Origin of the sequence: Bacillus cereus group sp. BcHK124, from assembly GCF_027712065.1 — a bacterium.
In the GTDB taxonomy this organism is placed as follows: Bacteria; Bacillota; Bacilli; order Bacillales; family Bacillaceae_G; genus Bacillus_A; species Bacillus_A pacificus.
In genome coordinates this window covers 20,378-38,123 of record NZ_JAQFPJ010000031.1, presented here as the reverse complement: position 1 = coordinate 38,123, position 17,746 = coordinate 20,378, and the positions used below count along the sequence as shown (strand labels likewise).

Below are 17,746 nucleotides of genomic sequence, written 5' to 3'. Positions count from 1 at the left end.
GAAGCCATTAGGCTTCTGTACTTAGGAATCTCCCACTTCAAACAGTCCGTAAGGACGTTAAGTGGTGAGTAGTTCAATATTGTATACTTATAGTAAATACTTGATTTAAGAAAGAGGGCATTATAAGTGGCATCAAATCTAGAACAGTTAACTGATCAACTTATTTCTATTCGTAGAAATTTACATGAGAATCCAGAATTATCCTACGAAGAATTCGAAACGACGAAAGCTATAAAGAATTGGTTAGAAGAAAAAAACATTACAATTATCAATTCTAGTTTAGAAACGGGCGTTATTGCTGAAATTTCGGGGAATAGTAACGGACCGCTTATAGCAATCCGTGCTGATATTGATGCCCTTCCTATTCAGGAAGAAACAAATTTATCCTACGCTTCAAAAATCCATGGAAAAATGCACGCTTGTGGGCATGATTTTCATACAGCTGCTATTATAGGTGCCGCTTATTTATTAAAAGAAAGAGAACCTTCCCTAAATGGAACTGTTCGCTTTCTATTCCAGCCGGCTGAAGAGAGTAGTAATGGCGCTTGCAAAGTTATTGAAGCTGGGCATTTACATGGCGTACAAGCTATTTTCGGTATGCATAACAAACCTGATTTACCAGTAGGTACAATCGGTATTAAAGATGGTCCACTTATGGCCGGAGTTGATCGATTTGAAATTGAAATTCACGGAGTTGGTACACATGCAGCTGTACCAGATGCTGGGGTAGATCCAATTGTCGCATCCTCTCAAATTGTGATGGCACTACAAACTATTGTAAGCCGAAATATAAGTTCATCTCATAATGCAGTTGTTAGCGTCACAAACATCCATTCAGGAAATACGTGGAACGTTATTCCTGAAAAAGCAATATTAGAAGGTACTGTTCGTACTTTCCAAGCTGAAACACGCGAAAAAATTCCAGCCTTAATGGAACGTATCATTAAGGGCGTTTCTGATGCACTAGGTGTAAAAACAGAATTCCATTTTCATTCAGGTCCTCCTGCCGTTCATAATGATGAAATTCTTACTCATTTATGTACACAAACTGCACAGGAAATGTCACTAGACGTGATTACCCCTACTCCTTCCATGGCTGGCGAAGATTTCTCTTTTTATCAACAACACATACCAGGATCATTCGTCTTTATGGGAACGAGTGGTACACATGAATGGCACCATCCCTCGTTCACTATCGATGAACAAGCATTGCCTATCAGCGCAAAATTTTTCGCTTTATTAGCCGAAAAAGCGCTTAAACAATTAACATAAAGAAAAGCCGTTAAGAGTGTGCTTAACGGCTTTTCTTTTAAGTTAAATCTCGTTTCAAAAATACAGTATAAGAAACCCCTAAAAATACGAATAAATAAAGTAGTAGCATACACGATGCAAACGGGAACGTTACTCCATCAATAAAGCTTCCATTCTTTGCAATACTGTATAAATCTGTGTTTGCTGGCAATAAATATTTCGCCCAATCATATCTAGTTGCTGCTAGTAATGCGATGTTTCCTGATAAAGCGAGAAATAGTGAAATACCAATCGCGCCTCCACTAGATCTTGTTAGCACAGAAATCATAAATGCAAACGCTGCATACACAATCGTTGGCAACCACGATAAAATATAATACTTACTAGCCTCTACAAAAATATTTTGTTTTATAATATTTCCATCTTGGAAAATAAATTCGCTCCATGCAGGCTGCTGGAATTTATAAATAACAAGCCCACATAAAATGGAAAAAATCATATTAAATATAAACAATAACGCTGCAAATATGACAATTGCTAAAAACTTAGCTGTCAAAATTTTAAAGCGACTCGCTGGTCGTATCGTTAAAAATTTATATGTTCCCCAGCTATATTCATTCGCAAAAATTGTACTTGCATACACGAGGATAAACGGAAGTAATATTGGAAATACGATAAAGCCTGTATCTCTCATGAAAGAAAGTGGAGAACTACTTGCCGGTGCTGTATCTGTATCTAAATGCTTCATCTTAAGCTGATATTCCTTTACAAGCTCATCCCCAGATCGTTCCGCTAAAATTGCTTCTTTTTCCATGCCTAGCTTTTTCTCAATTTCTACAGTTCGTTCTGTATAATCAGCTTTCCATCCTTTTGTTTCCGGCTCCAGATACTTTACAGTAACCCATCCTAATCCGATTATTAATACTGCAATAACTGCAAATGGAATAATCGTTCGCTTTCGCTTAAATATTTTATACAATTCGTTATACACTAAATTAAACAATATCTTTTCCCCCTGTTAATTCTAAAAATTGCTCTTCTAACGTTTTTCTTTCTTCATATACACGATACACTTGAATGTTTTTCTCAAGCAATGTACGAATAACATTTGGGATTTCTTCATCTTTTACATGAATAAGTAAATCATTACCTTTTATTAAAACATCTTGGTCTAACATTTCTGCCGCTTTATTCGCATCATCTACGCGTATACGGATTGTCTCCATCTCTTCACTTTGATTATGCTGAATATTTTGCGTCGCGACATATTCTCCGTGCTGAATAATGATAACTCTATCACACATTAATTCAACTTCTGAAAGTAAGTGACTAGATACAAGAACAGCTTTTCCTTGTTCATGTGCAATTTTCTTTATGTACATTCTCATTTCATGTATTCCACTAGGATCTAATCCATTCGTTGGTTCGTCTAATATTAATACATCTGGATCATGAATAAGCGCTTGAGCAATTCCTAAACGTTGTCTCATGCCGAGTGAATATGCTTTTACTTTGCGGTCAATTACTTGTCCCATTCCTAACAATTTCACTACTTCATCGATACGTTCTTCTGTCACGTTCCCATTCATTCGTCCGAAATATGTTAAATTTTCATAGCCACTCAAGAAAGGATAAAATTCCGGTGTCTCAATTACTGCTCCAATTTTCGAAGCAGTACTTTCAAATTGTTGTTTTACAGATTGACCATCAATCCAAACTTCGCCCTCTGTCATACGAATCATGCCGACCATCATTCTCATTAAAGTCGTTTTTCCAGCGCCATTTGGTCCGAGCAAACCAACTACTTCACCCTTTTTAACTTCAAAACTAATATTTTCTACAAGTGTCTTTGAACCGATTCGCTTCGTTAACCGCTCGACCTTTACAATTGATTGTTCATTTGTCATTCTATACAACCTTTCCTTCCCATTCTTTGTCAGGTCTTTACACTGTAACATGATTATTTTTCTGTGTAAAATAGAAAAAGGCATGATTCCTCATGCCTTTTCCTTGAAATGAAACGAATTTTTATCTTGTAAACTTTGAACAAATCGAAAACATTGCACCATCGATAATAGAAGGATAACGATCATAATTATACTAACGACTACGATTGCATATATTGTAATCGGTGCACTATCTATCCCTTGTATTCCTGCTATTTTCATACAGATAATCGTAAACAATTTTAAAAATAACATCCCATTAACTAACCCAAACACAAACGCTACTCCATAAATAAATAATTGCTCCTGACATAATAAACATAGTACATCATTTCTCTTCCCATTCTCTGCTACATAAGATTTAATTTCTTCTTTCCTCACTTGCAGAAGAGAATACGTCATTTTATATGTAATAAACATACATATGAAAATGACTACGATAAACAACGTGTAAAAACACATTTGAAATAAAAGTGTAGTCCCTAATTCCCCAACAACTACTTCATTAAATTGTAGCGATATCATAAAAAACAAAATCATAGTACTCATAGCAATCCACATAAATTGCTTCATCCTTTTGGCAGCAAATGTTCTTATATTTTTTCTCGCTAACCGACATAAAGACATAAAATTCTTCCCCTACCTTATTACATACGCATTCTATACTACTAGTGTATAAAAATATGACATTTTAAACATCGCACTACAATCGGAATTTCCTCTAAGTCTTTAGTCCTAGAACACAAAAACGAACATGTTTATCTCTTTAGTATAGAACTAAAAAAAGAACACTAAAGCGGAAAGGCAATACTATTGCCTTTCCGCTTTAGTGTTTAATGAGGTGTACTTTTTAATAACTTAATTAATCTCATCCTCAACTTCTATTCTTTTCTTCTCTCTTGCAATTTTTAAAAACTCTAAAAGCTCTGGATTGCTATTCATTTTTTTGTAAGCTACTGACATTTCTGCAACAAAATTAGAATCATATAGTTCTTTATATACAACTTCTGTTTTATATAATTTATTTGCCGATACGGGTATGACTGTAATTCCAATCCCTGCTGCTACAAGTCCCATAACTGTTTGATATTCCGTCGCTTCTTGTACGATACGCGGACTAAACCCGACGTCGCGGCAAAGTGATAAAATTGTATCGTATAACGCTGGCCATACTGGTCTCGTAATAAATACAAACGGTTCATCTCGTAAATCTTCTATATGTATTTCATCTTTCTCTGCAAGTGGATGAGCCTTCGGTAAACATAAAGTACACGATAGTTTTTGTATCGGCTCTAATTCTAATAATTGTGTTGGGATTGGTGGACGCAAAAATCCAATATCAATACGATTATCATGAAGTGCATGCACTTGATCTGGAGTAGATAATTCATGTAATGCAACAGACACCCTCGGAAATTTCTTTCTATACTCCCTTACGATAGATGGTAAAATATCATATATCGCCGCACCTACAAAACCAATTGAAAGTGAGCCCACTTCTCCCCTTTGGGCACTTTGTGCAATCTCTACCGCTTTTTCAATTTGTTCGAACGCTTTTTTTACTTCTTTCAAAAACATTTCTCCAGCTTCTGTTAATTCAACCTTTCTCTTCGTTCTTGAAAATAACATAACTCCCATTTCTTTTTCTAATTGCTGAATTTGTTGACTAAGCGGTGGTTGTGTCATTTGTAAACGAGCAGCCGCCCGTCCAAAGTGTAACTCCTCTGCCACTACAACAAAATATTGCAAATGCCGTAATTCCATTTTGGACACCCTTTTCCATTTCAATTAATACGTCTAATATATTAATAACATATAATTTATATATTAGACAAATTTTTTGAATGAACGTATAGTAGAATTTGTTAATTCTTTTTTACAATTTTTATGTAAAAAAAGAAAGAGGTGGTTACTGTATGAAATGGTGGAAATTAAGCGGACAAATTTTACTATTATTTTGTTTCGCTTGGACAGGTGAATGGATTGCAAAACAGGCACACCTCCCAGTTCCAGGAAGTATTATCGGTATTTTTTTATTGTTAATTTCATTAAAATTTAACCTAGTGAAAAAAGAGTGGATACAGGACGGTGCAGACTTTTTATTAAAAGAACTTATTTTATTTTTCATTCCTTCTGCAGTCGCTGTCATACGCTACAAAGATACACTATCACAATATGGAATCGATCTCATCTTAATTATTATGATTAGTACACTTTGTGTCACTCTCGTTACAGGACTCTTAACAGAATTGCTACTAAAGCGGAAAGGATCCGTGCAATGATCGGTTTTCTTTGTTTACTATTAACACTATTCACATATTGGATATCGAAGAAAATGTATAAACGCTGGAATTGGAGCTTACTTTCTCCTCTTCTCGTCTGTCCTATTATTTTAATCGCTTTATTACTCGGACTAGACACATCTTATGAAACGTATGAAACTGGAGGCCAATGGTTAACAGAATTATTAAAACCTGCAACAGTTGCTTTTGCATGGCCAATCTATAAATACTTTGATTTACTCAAGAAACATGGAATGGCTATTTTACTTAATGTCATTGTCGGTTCGTTTCTATCAGTTATTACTTCAGCACTACTAGCAAATTATTTTCAAATTGATTCATCGTTAGAACATAGTTTAGCACCTCATATTGTAACGACACCAATTGCAATGGCCATTTCAGAAATGATTGGTGGTATGTCACAATTAACAGCAGTATTTGTTGTTTTAACTGCGTTAACAGGAGCATTGCTCGGACCTTCTCTCATTCGTATATGCCGTATTAAAACAGCAATTGCAAAAGGTATTATGTTAGGAACGAGCGCAAATGGAACCGGCACATCAAAAGCATTCGAAATCGGTCCTGTAGAGGGAACGATCGCAAGTTTATCTATGCTTTTAACTGCAGGAGCTAGTTTAGTTATCGTTCCGCTTTTCTTATCGTGGATACATTGAAAAAGCAAGTGTTTACACACTCGCTTTTTTATTTATGTATTTGTTTAAAATCTCATAATCCTCCGGGAAAGATAGCGTTAATTCCTTCATTTCATCTATCCCCTTCCAAGCAATTTCATGTATTAACTCATCAGGATCTTGGATTTTCATACTACCGCCTATTCTTTTTACGATATAATAATGAACGTATACAGGAACCCCATATGTAATCGCTTCTTTTTCGTATATTTTACTTACAACTTCCACATTGTAGCCTGTTTCTTCCCAAACCTCTCGGATACAACATTCCTCTAATGTTTCTCCTTTTTCAAGTCCTCCACTTGGGACGGACCACCTTTTTTCTTCACCCTTTTGTCCTTGTAATACCATTAAAACTTCATTTCTTTCATTTACACATACTGCTGCACAGCCTATCCATCTTTCCATATACATCCCCCCCCTACTACTATTCGGTTCCTTTTTCCTTTTCTCCTTGAAAAAAGAGGAAAAAAGGAAAACGATGACGAAAATTTACATCAACTTCATAGGCAGTTCCTTCTTAGAAATTAAAAACGGAAGGATGAAAGCATGATTTCTAAATATGTTGTAGAATGTGTCTTTTGCGAAGAAAATCGAAAACCTCGCCAGGCTATCGTCACAGTTCCAGCTACTACTCAGCTACTAGCTATTGAAAAAGTGCGTGCAGAATGTAAACGTCGTTTCGGAAAAGCTTTATTATTACAAACTGAAATTAAAGAAGAAATAGTTTTTGAACAAAAAGAAAGCTGACCATAAATTGGTCAGCTTTCATATCCGATCATATTTTCACATGAAGATTAGGGGCATCCTCTTTAAGGATCGGGATTTTCCCATTATGTACGTTCCATAATGGTCATCGAACAATATATTTCTATACAATTAAATATTGAATAGAATAGGGCAAAACTTGTTCGCATTTTTAGAAAAGGGATAGGGATATAATTCAAGTAGTACTTCGAATACTCGAACTTTACACTCATTATATTAAAGCAAATCCTTTTATATGGGAAATATGAATTACTTACATAATTCATTCGTAAAACATATTAGTTTGCTATATTATTTTTATTCCATGAATAACATGCATCCAGCTAGAACTGGTGTCATAATCATTGAAAACTTCAAAAGCATACTTGGTGCATAATTTGTAAACTTCGCCCCAATATACGCTCCTAACATCGTCCCAATTAATACTTGCAATAATAATATATGATCTAGGTAGCCTTCTGAACTATATCCTAGCCCACCTCCAATCGCAATTGGCAATATAACCAGCATTGTTGTTCCTACAGATTGCTGGATCGTTAATCCTAATAGAAACATTAATCCAAGTTGAATAAATGGTGCAGAACCTATCCCGAATGAACCAGCCATCATTCCAGTGACTAATCCAAGACATATACATTTCATTATGTTCTCTTTCGAAAAATCTTTAATCTCTGCTAAAAGTAACTCTTCCCTATTTTGAAACTTAATTAATTTAATAAACATAAAAATTGCAGATAAAAATAACATCCCAGCTGTAAACCAATGAAGAAGATGTCCTGGTATAAGTGAACCAATTTTTGAACCGATATAAGAACCAAGCGCTCCACATCCCCCAACAATCCCGCCTATAGTAAGTACTACATTTCCTTCACGATAATGACTTATAACCCCAGATAATGTCGTAAATGCCATAGCAGTTAAAGACGTTGCAAGTGCAACGTGAATAGGAATATGGAATACTAAAGTGAGTATCGCGATAATAAACCCGGCTCCCCCAGCTCCAACAAACCCTAATAAAATCCCCATTACTAACATCGTTATAATAATTGCCACATACTCTCCCTCCAGTAAGGCAATTATCCACCATATTCTTTCTTCTACACAAATAAAAAGCATCCATCTAGGATACTTTTTATTTCAATACTATGTACTTAATCTTGATTAATCAAAATAACCGCGGGGCCAGCGACTACTACTCCAGCTACTTCGATTTTTTCAAATTCCTTTACTGTAATAGATATAACGCCTTCTCTTTCCATCAATTCTTTACTCAGGACATCAGTCGGTATAGCTTTCACCGTCTTACCTCCTTTTCATTTATACAATATGCCAAAAACAACTTAACGCATCTATATATATGCATCACCTCCGCTTTCATTCCTTATTCCCTTCAAAACCCTTCTCTCCCTTCCATAACGTATTGAAAAATAAAAAAGCACTCGCAATCGCGAATGCTTTTTCATTATTTACTTTCTATTACTTTTAACATTCTATTAATAAATGCTGCCGATTCTCCACGCGTTGCAGAACCTTTCGGCATAAATTCATTATTTTCATTTCCTTTTACAATACCTAATCCATAAACACGTTGTACAGCTTGTTTATCATATGCTAAATCTTGATCTGAGAATGGTAACGAGACTAAGTTACCTTTAATTTTTTTATATTGCAGTGCACGGTCAATCATGATAACAGCTTCATCTCGTTTAATCGTATCGTTTGGAGCAAATATACCATTTCCTCTACCACTTATTATCCCAGCACTTGCTGCACGATTAATACCATCTATTAGCGATGGATGTGCTGTATTTAAGTCATTAAAATTCGATGATCCTTCAGGTAGCTGCAATGATCTTGATATTAAATTTGCAAATTCACCACGTGTCACAAGGCGCTCTGGCCAATAAGAACCTTTTCCATCTCCAACCATAATACCGCGCTTATCTAATTCACGAATGTCTGCTTCATACCAACCACCCGTTATATCATCTTTATGGTTCGCATCATAATAAACTTTTGTTCCTTGTAAGAATGGTTCCCACCCATTATTTTTAATCATAATGGCTGGACAAATCTTCCCACTCCAAAATTGATGTTTTTTCACATTTTCTAAAGGAATATTTAATTCCCCCATTAAATAAGCTGCTAGTTTACGAGCATTTTCAACAGCTTTATTATAATCACCATCTTCGTTTACAGCAATTTCAATCGCAATTGATTCTCGATTCCCAGTTCCTTCTGCCCCATCTCCTGCATGCCAAGCATTTTCGTTTAATGGCAGGTGTTGATAAATCTCTTTATCGTCTACCGTAAAGTGCCACGACGCTGAACGATCTTCCGTTCCCGTTGCTTGGTTATATAAATATATCGCATGGTTTCTAGCATTTGCCCCAACACTATAATTATCGGTCTCATGAATCGTAATATACTTCGGGTTCATCGCATAACCTGGACGAATATTTTCATTTCCTTTTGGTACAATCATTTCTTTTAAAGGTACACCATAAATATCCGTTGTTTTCTCTTCTATTGGCGCAGCATACATAGCTGCTGCACGTTTTGTACGTGTTGGTGCTGCATCTTGTATAAGTGAAGCTTTTGTTCCTTCAAATTTTGCTGAAGGTGAATGAATCCATTTCATCTCATTATTTATTTTTACTTGGAACCATTCTCCCGCCTGTCCAATTGCTTGAATAGTTTGCGGCTCCAGTACATTTTCTTCTTTGTATGAAGTAAATGGTTCAGAGTAAGTAGAGCTTTCTTCATTAATAACTAACTTTTCACTTAATAACGGGTGAATTTCTTTAACCTCTACATTTCCATCACTATTTTGTATCCACCCCGTTCCCGATGAAGTTTGAACATAGTAAGCGTTTCCTTTTCTCTTCTCAGCTTTTACGACTTGATTCGAAATACGAATCCCTGTCTCTTTTTGAAAATTACTAGAATCGTATAAAGGTACTTCTTTCACTATATGTACAAGAAACTCACCTTGCACTTCACTTTTTACTCCTTTATCTTCCCCTCGACCATCTTCATCTTTCATATGGTTTTCAATACTTTTTAAAGCTTGTTCATCAGATGAAACTGTAACAGTTTTTCCAAGCTCATTAGCATAGGAATAATTTGGAATCGTTACCATACTAAATACAATTGATGCAGCTAAAACATTATAAAATCCTTTTTTCATCATAAATACTTAACACGCATATCATTAAATTCGTGTTAAAATTCCCCTCCTCAACCAAAATATAGATTATCTACTAAACTATTAAGCAACATAACCATTTACAATATAACAGACTCATTTCAATTCGTATAGATAGGAATGACTACTATTTGCCTACATTTACTATATTGGAATATAAAAAGAAGCTATAATATATAGCTTCTCTCTACGTTTCTTCAATCGTTATGCACCTTATATTCCACAACTTTACCATCTCTATCAAATTGTAAAACAAGATGTTCACTATCTATGGGAATAAAGCCACGTTCAGTTCCAAGATAGTACGAAGTGATAACCCCGTTTTCTCCATTTCTCGTTTCAGTAGGCGTTCCTAATAATTGTGTAATTTCTTCATTTGATTTTCCTGTTAATTTATATTTTTGCAATAGATCATCTACCATATGTACCCGTTTATCTTCAGCATGTAACCACCGATATTGGTTAAACTTGGAAGTGTACGTATTCATACTTAATTGTGCCGTACATACTACTAACGGAATAAGTGCTACTATTAACACCCCCGACATTTGCTTCTTTTCTTCATTACGATTTTTAGCAACATATAAGATCGACTTTTGAATCATAACTAATAAAACAAATGGCATGGCTATTATAAAAATGCTCGTTACACTTAATGACGTATGAGCCATACCAATAATAAACATAAAAGCAAGATACATGAGTATATACAAACAAATATAAACATACAAAATACCCCTTAATATAGCACTTAGAAAGCCCACCTCTTTTTAATTCATTATATAATTCATTCGATTAATGGTTTCTCGAAGTTTTTCCAACTCTTGACCTGTATATATTACTTTCCCCGTTAAGAATTCATTTCTGAAGAACGATACAATTTGCTCTCTATCTTTTAATCTCGGCGTTTTTTCTTCAGAAAGATCTAGCACTTCTTTCCCATTCTCATTATAAAAATATACAATCGGATTTATGTTTTCCTTTACAATATCAACTTGCATTTCTTTCAAACAATTGTATAGAATATGAGATAGTTTCTTCGCTCTATATACTGGGTTCCCTTCATTTTTCACTTGTATCGTTAATGAATCTTCACCTGTAATATATTCAAACGTCTCTTCTTTCTCTATCTCTTGTTGATACTTGCCAATTTCATCAATCATAAATGAATATGTACTAGCATTTTCTTTCGTTAAGCCATGAATTAATTTCCCTGTCCATTCTTTCGTTTCAAGTACATACATACCCGTTTTACTTAAAACAAGATGATGAATTCGAAAATCATTTCTTCCATGCTGATTCCTCATAAAAACATTCGGCATTATATGAAATTCATTATCTAGTATTATGCCTTGCTCTACGAAGCCACGCTTCATATATTGTAATGTTTCGTGCGTACTCACTTCGGCTCCATTTTTCGTATACTCTCGCAAATCTGCAATTAACTTTTGAAACATATGTATTTCGTTACTATGTTTTTCTTGCATTTCACTGCGTTCTTTACTATGTTGCACAGCTAATTGATTTTTCATCATACGCATATTTTCAAGTTCTCTAGCTGCACTTATTTGTAAATCATTGTATTTTTTCTGTTCCATATTTTTTAATGTATTTTGCTGCTCTTTATGTTCTGTAACCGTAGCTGCAATTTCATTTTCGTACGTTTCAATTGCTTGTTTCTTTTCAAATTCCGCTTGCTGGCTCTCTGATTCTAGCTGTTTATTTTTATAAAACAGCACGAATACTGCAGCTAATAATAATAAAATTACACCTATTAGCACATAATCCATATTTTTTCTCCTTTATTTCATTTTCAATTATTTTTTATAAATATATCTATTATAGTATACTATGGTTTCGATATAGACCTTGTAAAAGTTGTATATTTTTAATAAAAGGTACCTCTGAAGAGATACCTTTTATTTCCACTCTATTGTACACCATACTGAATATAACTTGAATCGTAGTATACCCATTGATTTGTCCCTAAGCAAAGCCATCCATCTTGCTTACTCCATACTTGATACGATTCACCATGATGTAACTGTCTTATAACATTTCCATTTAATGATGGAGCATCACGTAGATTTACATTATCACCAGTAATAGTCGCCACATAATGTTTATACTGAATATAACTCGAATCATTATATACCCACTGATTTGTCCCTAAACAAAGCCAACCACCCTGTTCTCCCCAAACTTCATATGCTTCGCCACGATTCAATTGGCGAATTACACTAGACTGTAAAGATGGTCCACTTCTCAAATTCACATTATCTCCATTAATTATAACAACTCCGTACACTGGAGTTGCATTATTAAACGGGGAAACATTACCTCCACCACTTGCTCCATTCCCTTGTAAAGCTTCTAATGAAACTGCAGCTGATACATCACAATTTCCTACGCCTGAAATTTGTCCAGAATCTGTGTACTGCCACGCTGTCCACTCTGTCCATCCACCAGCATCAGCAGGCGGTGTACTCGAGTATCTAGCAATCCAAAGCGGAATATCACTTAATCCGCTAATTCCGAACTCATTAATATACCAAACTCCTGTATATAACATTACATCTTTTGCAGTAGCCTGTTTCACATAATTTATGAAGCTTCTTGCCCAATTCGATATAGCGCTACCAGTTAAATTACTGTTGCTTGGATCTGTTGGTGATTCTAAATCCAGAACTGGCATTAAGTCTGTGTGGTTACTTTGTAATATACTCACAAAATATTTCGCTTCTGAAATTGCATCATTTTGTTCTGGGCGTGCAAAATGGTATGCACCGATTAATACATTCGCATTTCGTGCTGCTTGTACATTCTTAGTAAAAGTAGGATCAATGTAATTTACACCTTCTGTCGCTTTTGCATACGCCGCTGAAATACCGGATCCCTTCACTGCATTCCAATCAATATTCCCTTCCCAATGAGACACATCAATAAACGTAATATTTGAACTAGATCTATCTTGCATATAAAAGCTCCTATCAATTTTTTCATTTCGTATACATACAATATGTACAACTTTATTAAAGGGTGACGACGTTTATACTATAGACATAAAGAGCAAACATATTTTATAACCAAAGTAAAAAAGCCTTGTAATTACAAGGCCTTTTGTAAACTTCCTTTATTTTGTAGTAAATACATATTATAATACAATCCTTGTTCACTCAGTAATTCTTGATGCGTCCCTCTTTCTACTATCTCTCCATCGTGCATAACAAAAATTTGATCTGCATCTTGTATGGTAGATAATCTGTGCGCAATCGCTATCGTAGTCCGTCCTTTTCGCATTTGCTGTAACGCTGTTTGGATTGCATCTTCAGTTTCTGTATCAATATTTGCTGTTGCTTCATCTAATACTAACACTTTCGGATTCGTTGCTATCGTTCTAGCGAAAGCAATTAATTGTCGTTGACCACTAGAAAATGCAGCTCCTCTTTCTACTACTTCCGTTTCATACTGCTCTGGTAATTTTTCAATAAACGTATTCGCTTGCACAAATTGTGCCGCTTCTTTTACTTCTTCATCCGTAATTTCTTCATTATACATACGAATATTTTGTTTTACATTTCCCGCAAATAAAAATGCATCTTGCAATACAAGTCCTATTTTCTTTCTAATTTCTTGTTCTTCAAATTTCTCTAACTCTACACCATCTATTACAATATTTCCGGAATTAATATTATAGAATCTCAGTAATAAATTCATAATAGTACTCTTTCCGCTGCCAGTGTGCCCAACGAAAGCAACCGTTTGCCCTTGTTTCACGTGAAAAGATACATTTTTTAAAACATCACGTTTTCCATCGTACGAAAAAGTAACATTTTTAAATTCAATATCTCCATTAATAACTTGAGGATTTCCATCCCCTTTTTGAACTGGCGCTAAATCTTTCTCATCCATTAAATGAAATACACGTGATGATGAAACCAGTGCCTGTTGGAAAAATGATAATTTCATCATCATCTCATTTACAGGCTGGAAAAAACGATGTATATAGTTAACAAACGCATATAAAACGCCTACTTCAACAGGACTCTTCAAAGCATCAATTCCAAATAAACCAAGTACTAACGCAATAGCTACAATATGAACTAAATCAGTTGCTGGACGTAAAAGCAATGCATCTAACTTTAATGTACGTCGCCCTGCACTATAATGTTTATTATTCACTTCTTCAAATTCTTTTCTCATGCGCTTTTCTTGTCTGAACACTTGAACAACATTCATCCCTTGAATGGACTCGTTTAACTTTGCATTTAACACACTTAATTGATTACGGACTTCTAAATAAAAAGCTGCACTTTTCCGGCGATATAGCACCATAATCGCAAACATGATCGGAATTAATACGAGAGAAAATAGCGCTAATTTTACATTTAATAAAAACATCGCTACTAAAATCCCTACTAAAAATACGATATTTTTAACAAATGTTGATAATACACTGACATAAAAATCTTTAATTGCTTCTGTATCATTCGTTATGCGCGATACGAGCGTACCAATCGGCGTACGATCAAAGAAACTTAATGACAACTTTTGAACATGCTCATATACTTCAACACGCATATCTTGAACAATTTTAAAAGCAATATTTTGAAAATATAACAAGTCTAAATAAGTAAATAATACTTTTAATAAGTGAGCAACAATATACACTACAAATAAAGTAACAAGTGCTGATTGATCAAAGTTACGTGGTACTAAGTGTTCATCAAGAAATTGTTTAATTAAAAAAGGACCCATCATTTCTGTTACAGTTGCACCAACTAGAAATAAAAATGCTAATGCTAACAGTCCTTTATATGGCCTCATATAAGACAGTAATCTTCTTAAATCGCTCTGTTTTTTCTCAGCCATCATACGCCTCCTTTCTCGACTAATGCTTCTAACTGCTGGCTTTCATACATTTCTTTATACCAACCATGTTCTTTCATTAGTTGTTCATGTGTACCTCGTTGTACAATTCTACCTTCATCCACAACAAGAATAAGATTGGCATGCTGAATTGCACTTAAACGATGGGCAGTAATAATTGTCGTTTTCCCTGCTCTTTCCCTCTTTAAAGCATTTAAAATTGTTTCTTCTGTTTTTGCATCTACTGCTGATAAACAATCATCTAAAATTAAAATTTCAGCATTCGTTAATAAAGCACGCGCAATAGAAATCCTCTGTTTTTGACCTCCAGATAACGAAACGCCTCTTTCTCCTACTACTGTTTCATATCCTTCTGAAAATTGGAGAATATCATTATGAATACAAGCAATCTCTGCGGCCCGAGTAATTTCATTATATGTAGCATCCGCCTTTCCAAAGGCAATATTCTCCCCAATACTTGCTGAAAATAAAAAATGATCTTGCGGCACGTATGAAATGGCAGAACGGACACCGTAAAGTGTTACATCGCGAATATCCCGCTCCCCAACTTTTAACTCACCATTAAAATGATCATACTCACGTATTAAACATTTTAATAAAGTCGTTTTCCCTGCACCTGTACGTCCTACAATCCCTAACGTTTCCCCCTTCTTCAAATCAAAGTGAATATCCGTTAAATGTAACAGTTCATTTTTCTTATACGAAAACGAATCGACCGCAAATGAAATATCACCGCTCGCTATTGTATGCACAGCATTTTCTCTATTTACTACATCTGATTTTTGTGAGAGGATTTTTTCTACACGGTCATACGAAGCACGCCCACGCTCCATAATATTAAACAGCCATCCAAACGCTAACATCGGCCAAACGAGAGTACCTAAATATGTCGTAAATGTAACGAGATCACCTACTGTTAATTCACCTCTCACAACTAATACTGACCCGTAACATACTGCAATTAAAAAAGAAAAACCTACGATAAGAGCGATTGTTGGATCAAATAACGAATCAATACGTGCAACTAACATATTTTTATGTACGACATCTTCTGATTTTTTTCGGAACGCTTGTAAATCTTCTTTTTCTTGTCCAAGCGATCGAATTACCTTCATCCCACTCATACTCTCTTGCACTTTATCATTGATTTCCGAAAACGATTGCTGTGCTTTATGAAACCTTTTATGTAATAAAGTGCCGTAATAATTTGTCGATATTGCTACAATCGGCATTGGAATTAAGCTTAACAATGTTAACTTCCAACTAATTGTAAAACCCATCGCTACGAGTACACACCCTCCAACAGCTAATGAATCAACAAGTGTTAAAACACCCGCCCCAGCAGTTTGCTGAATTGCTTGAATATCATTGGTCGCATGCGCCATTAAATCACCTGTTCGATTTGACTGATAGAAAGATGGACTCATCTTTGTAAAATGTTCATACAAATTTTTCCGTAATTGGCGAGCTAACTTTAATGAAGACCCAAAAATCATAATGCGCCACACGTAACGTAATATGTACATCGTAATACCTACGAGTACTAAGAGTACAACCCATTTTAGTAACTTATCAGTCGTTAATGTTCCATCGTTAATTTCATCTACAACAATCCCAATCACTTTTGGTGCTACAAGTTCTAAAAGTGCGACGCCAAATAATAAAATAATTCCGGTTATGTACGCTCGTTTTTCTTGTTTAAAAAACCACGCTAAATTCATAAATACTTTCATATTTTTCCTCCTCCCTTAAAATGAGCGATGTTTTCAGTTTACCAAAAATACAGAATTTTTAAAAGTTTTAAACTCTGTCTATATCAAAAAGAAAAGACACTCTTAGCGAGTGTCTTTTAGCGCTTATTTCATTTGTTGCTTATTCATCGCGCTCATCATTTGATTGATTTTCTTTTGGGAAGGTTTTTGTCCCATTTGCATCATCATCATTTTTAACATTTGTTCGTTAATTGGTGGATTTTTTTGTAAGTAATTCATCATGTATTTGCGGGCAATGAAAAATCCTAACGCCACGCCTGCTACTAGTGCTACTACGCCCACTAGAATACCTAACCAAATTGGCATATATTTTCCTCCTTCATGTTGTCTACCTTACAGTGTACTAAAACCTTTTCAATAAGACAAGATACAATTCGACATTTTTTACACATATGTTCGTACTTGTTTTAGAGGATTCAGCCATCCGTACTTTGTATTTTCATAATCCATAGCTAAAAATGTTAATTCACACTTCCGAAGCACCTCAAAGAAAGTCGTTTCCATAGAAACATTTCCAGAGGTATTCATGCGAATATAGTGTGGTTTCACCATTATTTCGCCATATTCTGCCCCTGTATAAAGTGTATGTGTATGATGTGTTCGATCATATTTACCAAGAACGCGCAAAGCTTGTTCTAATTTATGATGAATTTTCATTACTTGTAACGGCATCGTTATATACATCATTTGTTTATATAGCACTTTTTTCTCCGAAAGGGACCCAGATTCTGAAAATCGAGCAAATAAATCAAAAAACAAATATTCACGACCAAAGTAAGCTTTCGCAATATCCTCTTGAATTAAATACAATTCATACGTTTTCATCTTTCGCCTCCCAATCTGGACAACCTTTTCTCTTCATTATATAGAAGAAATTTTGCAATGATTGTCTGACTGCGGAGAGAGAAAAAACTTTTTCTGTCGAAAAAACTCATTT

Annotated in this window: 19 protein-coding genes; 4 read left to right on the top strand and 15 right to left on the bottom strand. The window is 34.9% G+C overall.

Annotation, left to right across the window (positions count from 1 at the left end):
- Positions 1-126 precede the first annotated feature (126 nt).
- Positions 127-1,272, top strand: a complete 1,146-nt coding sequence (locus PDK19_RS25490) for a M20 peptidase aminoacylase family protein (protein ID WP_074615058.1) — start codon at positions 127-129, stop codon at positions 1,270-1,272.
- A 37-nt stretch (positions 1,273-1,309) separates the two neighbouring features.
- Here PDK19_RS25490 and PDK19_RS25485 read toward each other — a convergent pair whose 3' ends face one another.
- The 4 genes from PDK19_RS25485 to alsR form a co-directional block, all read right to left on the bottom strand.
- On the bottom strand, positions 1,310-2,254 hold the full coding sequence (locus tag PDK19_RS25485) for an ABC transporter permease (RefSeq protein WP_000482765.1): 945 nt from the start codon (positions 2,252-2,254) through the stop codon (positions 1,310-1,312).
- Positions 2,247-3,158, bottom strand: a complete 912-nt coding sequence (locus PDK19_RS25480) for an ABC transporter ATP-binding protein (protein ID WP_000180642.1) — start codon at positions 3,156-3,158, stop codon at positions 2,247-2,249. Before PDK19_RS25480 ends, PDK19_RS25485 begins: the two co-directional genes overlap by 8 nt.
- A gap of 90 nt (positions 3,159-3,248) precedes the next feature.
- Entirely contained in the window at positions 3,249-3,824 is a 576-nt protein-coding gene (locus tag PDK19_RS25475; RefSeq protein WP_061183001.1) for an FtsX-like permease family protein, read from the bottom strand.
- A gap of 231 nt (positions 3,825-4,055) precedes the next feature.
- Positions 4,056-4,961 (bottom strand): acetoin biosynthesis transcriptional regulator AlsR, encoded by a 906-nt coding sequence (gene alsR, locus PDK19_RS25470; protein WP_000423223.1) that lies wholly within the window; start codon positions 4,959-4,961, stop codon positions 4,056-4,058.
- Positions 4,962-5,113: 152 nt separating this feature from the next.
- Between alsR and PDK19_RS25465 the strand changes: the two genes are divergently transcribed.
- Positions 5,114-5,479 (top strand): CidA/LrgA family holin-like protein, encoded by a 366-nt coding sequence (locus PDK19_RS25465; RefSeq protein WP_000872364.1) that lies wholly within the window; start codon positions 5,114-5,116, stop codon positions 5,477-5,479.
- Entirely contained in the window at positions 5,476-6,153 is a 678-nt protein-coding gene (locus PDK19_RS25460; RefSeq protein WP_000578951.1) for an LrgB family protein, read from the top strand. The genes PDK19_RS25465 and PDK19_RS25460 overlap by 4 nt, the downstream gene beginning before the upstream one ends.
- 12 nt (positions 6,154-6,165) lie before the next feature.
- On the opposite strand, the gene PDK19_RS25455 is transcribed toward PDK19_RS25460, so the two are convergent.
- Entirely contained in the window at positions 6,166-6,579 is a 414-nt protein-coding gene (locus PDK19_RS25455) for an NUDIX hydrolase (RefSeq protein WP_016718256.1), read from the bottom strand.
- 141 nt (positions 6,580-6,720) lie between these two features.
- Between PDK19_RS25455 and PDK19_RS25450 the strand changes: the two genes are divergently transcribed.
- Positions 6,721-6,921 carry a DUF3903 domain-containing protein gene (locus PDK19_RS25450; RefSeq protein ID WP_000624205.1) on the top strand — a complete coding sequence of 67 codons (201 nt, stop codon included), beginning with the start codon at positions 6,721-6,723 and terminating at the stop codon, positions 6,919-6,921.
- A 315-nt stretch (positions 6,922-7,236) separates the two neighbouring features.
- On the opposite strand, the gene PDK19_RS25445 is transcribed toward PDK19_RS25450, so the two are convergent.
- The 10 genes from PDK19_RS25445 to sirA all read right to left on the bottom strand — a co-directional run bounded on the left by PDK19_RS25445 (position 7,237) and on the right by sirA (position 17,634).
- Positions 7,237-7,992 (bottom strand): sulfite exporter TauE/SafE family protein, encoded by a 756-nt coding sequence (locus PDK19_RS25445; RefSeq protein WP_000974645.1) that lies wholly within the window; start codon positions 7,990-7,992, stop codon positions 7,237-7,239.
- A gap of 98 nt (positions 7,993-8,090) precedes the next feature.
- Positions 8,091-8,237 (bottom strand): BC1881 family protein, encoded by a 147-nt coding sequence (locus PDK19_RS25440; RefSeq protein WP_000644411.1) that lies wholly within the window; start codon positions 8,235-8,237, stop codon positions 8,091-8,093.
- Between the two features lie 164 nt (positions 8,238-8,401).
- Entirely contained in the window at positions 8,402-10,129 is a 1,728-nt protein-coding gene (locus PDK19_RS25435; RefSeq protein WP_270708175.1) for an S-layer homology domain-containing protein, read from the bottom strand.
- Positions 10,130-10,344: 215 nt separating this feature from the next.
- Positions 10,345-10,911 carry a hypothetical protein gene (locus PDK19_RS25430; protein WP_270708174.1) on the bottom strand — a complete coding sequence of 189 codons (567 nt, stop codon included), beginning with the start codon at positions 10,909-10,911 and terminating at the stop codon, positions 10,345-10,347.
- A gap of 6 nt (positions 10,912-10,917) precedes the next feature.
- Positions 10,918-11,937: a nuclease-related domain-containing protein gene (locus PDK19_RS25425; protein WP_000386802.1), complete on the bottom strand. Its 1,020-nt coding sequence runs from the start codon at positions 11,935-11,937 to the stop codon at positions 10,918-10,920.
- A gap of 140 nt (positions 11,938-12,077) precedes the next feature.
- The gene (locus tag PDK19_RS25420) at positions 12,078-13,124 is read right to left on the bottom strand and encodes a GH25 family lysozyme (RefSeq protein ID WP_270708173.1); all 1,047 of its coding nucleotides are present in this window, start codon (positions 13,122-13,124) and stop codon (positions 12,078-12,080) included.
- Between the two features lie 131 nt (positions 13,125-13,255).
- Positions 13,256-15,019 (bottom strand): ABC transporter ATP-binding protein, encoded by a 1,764-nt coding sequence (locus PDK19_RS25415; protein ID WP_270708172.1) that lies wholly within the window; start codon positions 15,017-15,019, stop codon positions 13,256-13,258.
- Complete coding sequence (locus PDK19_RS25410) at positions 15,019-16,770, bottom strand: ABC transporter ATP-binding protein (protein WP_000862464.1); 1,752 nt, start codon at positions 16,768-16,770, stop codon at positions 15,019-15,021. Before PDK19_RS25410 ends, PDK19_RS25415 begins: the two co-directional genes overlap by 1 nt.
- 123 nt (positions 16,771-16,893) lie before the next feature.
- Positions 16,894-17,115, bottom strand: coding sequence for a YneF family protein (locus PDK19_RS25405; protein ID WP_001123317.1), 222 nt, complete (start codon positions 17,113-17,115; stop codon positions 16,894-16,896).
- Between the two features lie 78 nt (positions 17,116-17,193).
- Positions 17,194-17,634: a sporulation inhibitor of replication protein SirA gene (gene sirA, locus PDK19_RS25400; protein ID WP_000860645.1), complete on the bottom strand. Its 441-nt coding sequence runs from the start codon at positions 17,632-17,634 to the stop codon at positions 17,194-17,196.
- Positions 17,635-17,746: the final 112 nt, after the last annotated feature.

Bases quoted from the DNA above. Each gene is read 5' to 3' on its own strand.
- PDK19_RS25480 (WP_000180642.1), bottom strand. From the start codon at position 3,158: ATGACAAATGAACAATCAATTGTAAAGGTCGAGCGGTTAACGAAGCGA.
- PDK19_RS25475 (WP_061183001.1), bottom strand. From the start codon at position 3,824: ATGTCTTTATGTCGGTTAGCGAGAAAAAATATAAGAACATTTGCTGCC.
- alsR (WP_000423223.1), bottom strand. From the start codon at position 4,961: ATGGAATTACGGCATTTGCAATATTTTGTTGTAGTGGCAGAGGAGTTA.
- PDK19_RS25465 (WP_000872364.1), top strand. From the start codon at position 5,114: ATGAAATGGTGGAAATTAAGCGGACAAATTTTACTATTATTTTGTTTC.
- PDK19_RS25460 (WP_000578951.1), top strand. From the start codon at position 5,476: ATGATCGGTTTTCTTTGTTTACTATTAACACTATTCACATATTGGATA.
- PDK19_RS25455 (WP_016718256.1), bottom strand. From the start codon at position 6,579: ATGGAAAGATGGATAGGCTGTGCAGCAGTATGTGTAAATGAAAGAAAT.
- PDK19_RS25450 (WP_000624205.1), top strand. From the start codon at position 6,721: ATGATTTCTAAATATGTTGTAGAATGTGTCTTTTGCGAAGAAAATCGA.
- PDK19_RS25435 (WP_270708175.1), bottom strand. From the start codon at position 10,129: ATGAAAAAAGGATTTTATAATGTTTTAGCTGCATCAATTGTATTTAGT.
- PDK19_RS25425 (WP_000386802.1), bottom strand. From the start codon at position 11,937: ATGGATTATGTGCTAATAGGTGTAATTTTATTATTATTAGCTGCAGTA.
- PDK19_RS25420 (WP_270708173.1), bottom strand. From the start codon at position 13,124: ATGCAAGATAGATCTAGTTCAAATATTACGTTTATTGATGTGTCTCAT.
- PDK19_RS25415 (WP_270708172.1), bottom strand. From the start codon at position 15,019: ATGGCTGAGAAAAAACAGAGCGATTTAAGAAGATTACTGTCTTATATG.
- PDK19_RS25410 (WP_000862464.1), bottom strand. From the start codon at position 16,770: ATGAAAGTATTTATGAATTTAGCGTGGTTTTTTAAACAAGAAAAACGA.
- PDK19_RS25405 (WP_001123317.1), bottom strand. From the start codon at position 17,115: ATGCCAATTTGGTTAGGTATTCTAGTGGGCGTAGTAGCACTAGTAGCA.
- sirA (WP_000860645.1), bottom strand. From the start codon at position 17,634: ATGAAAACGTATGAATTGTATTTAATTCAAGAGGATATTGCGAAAGCT.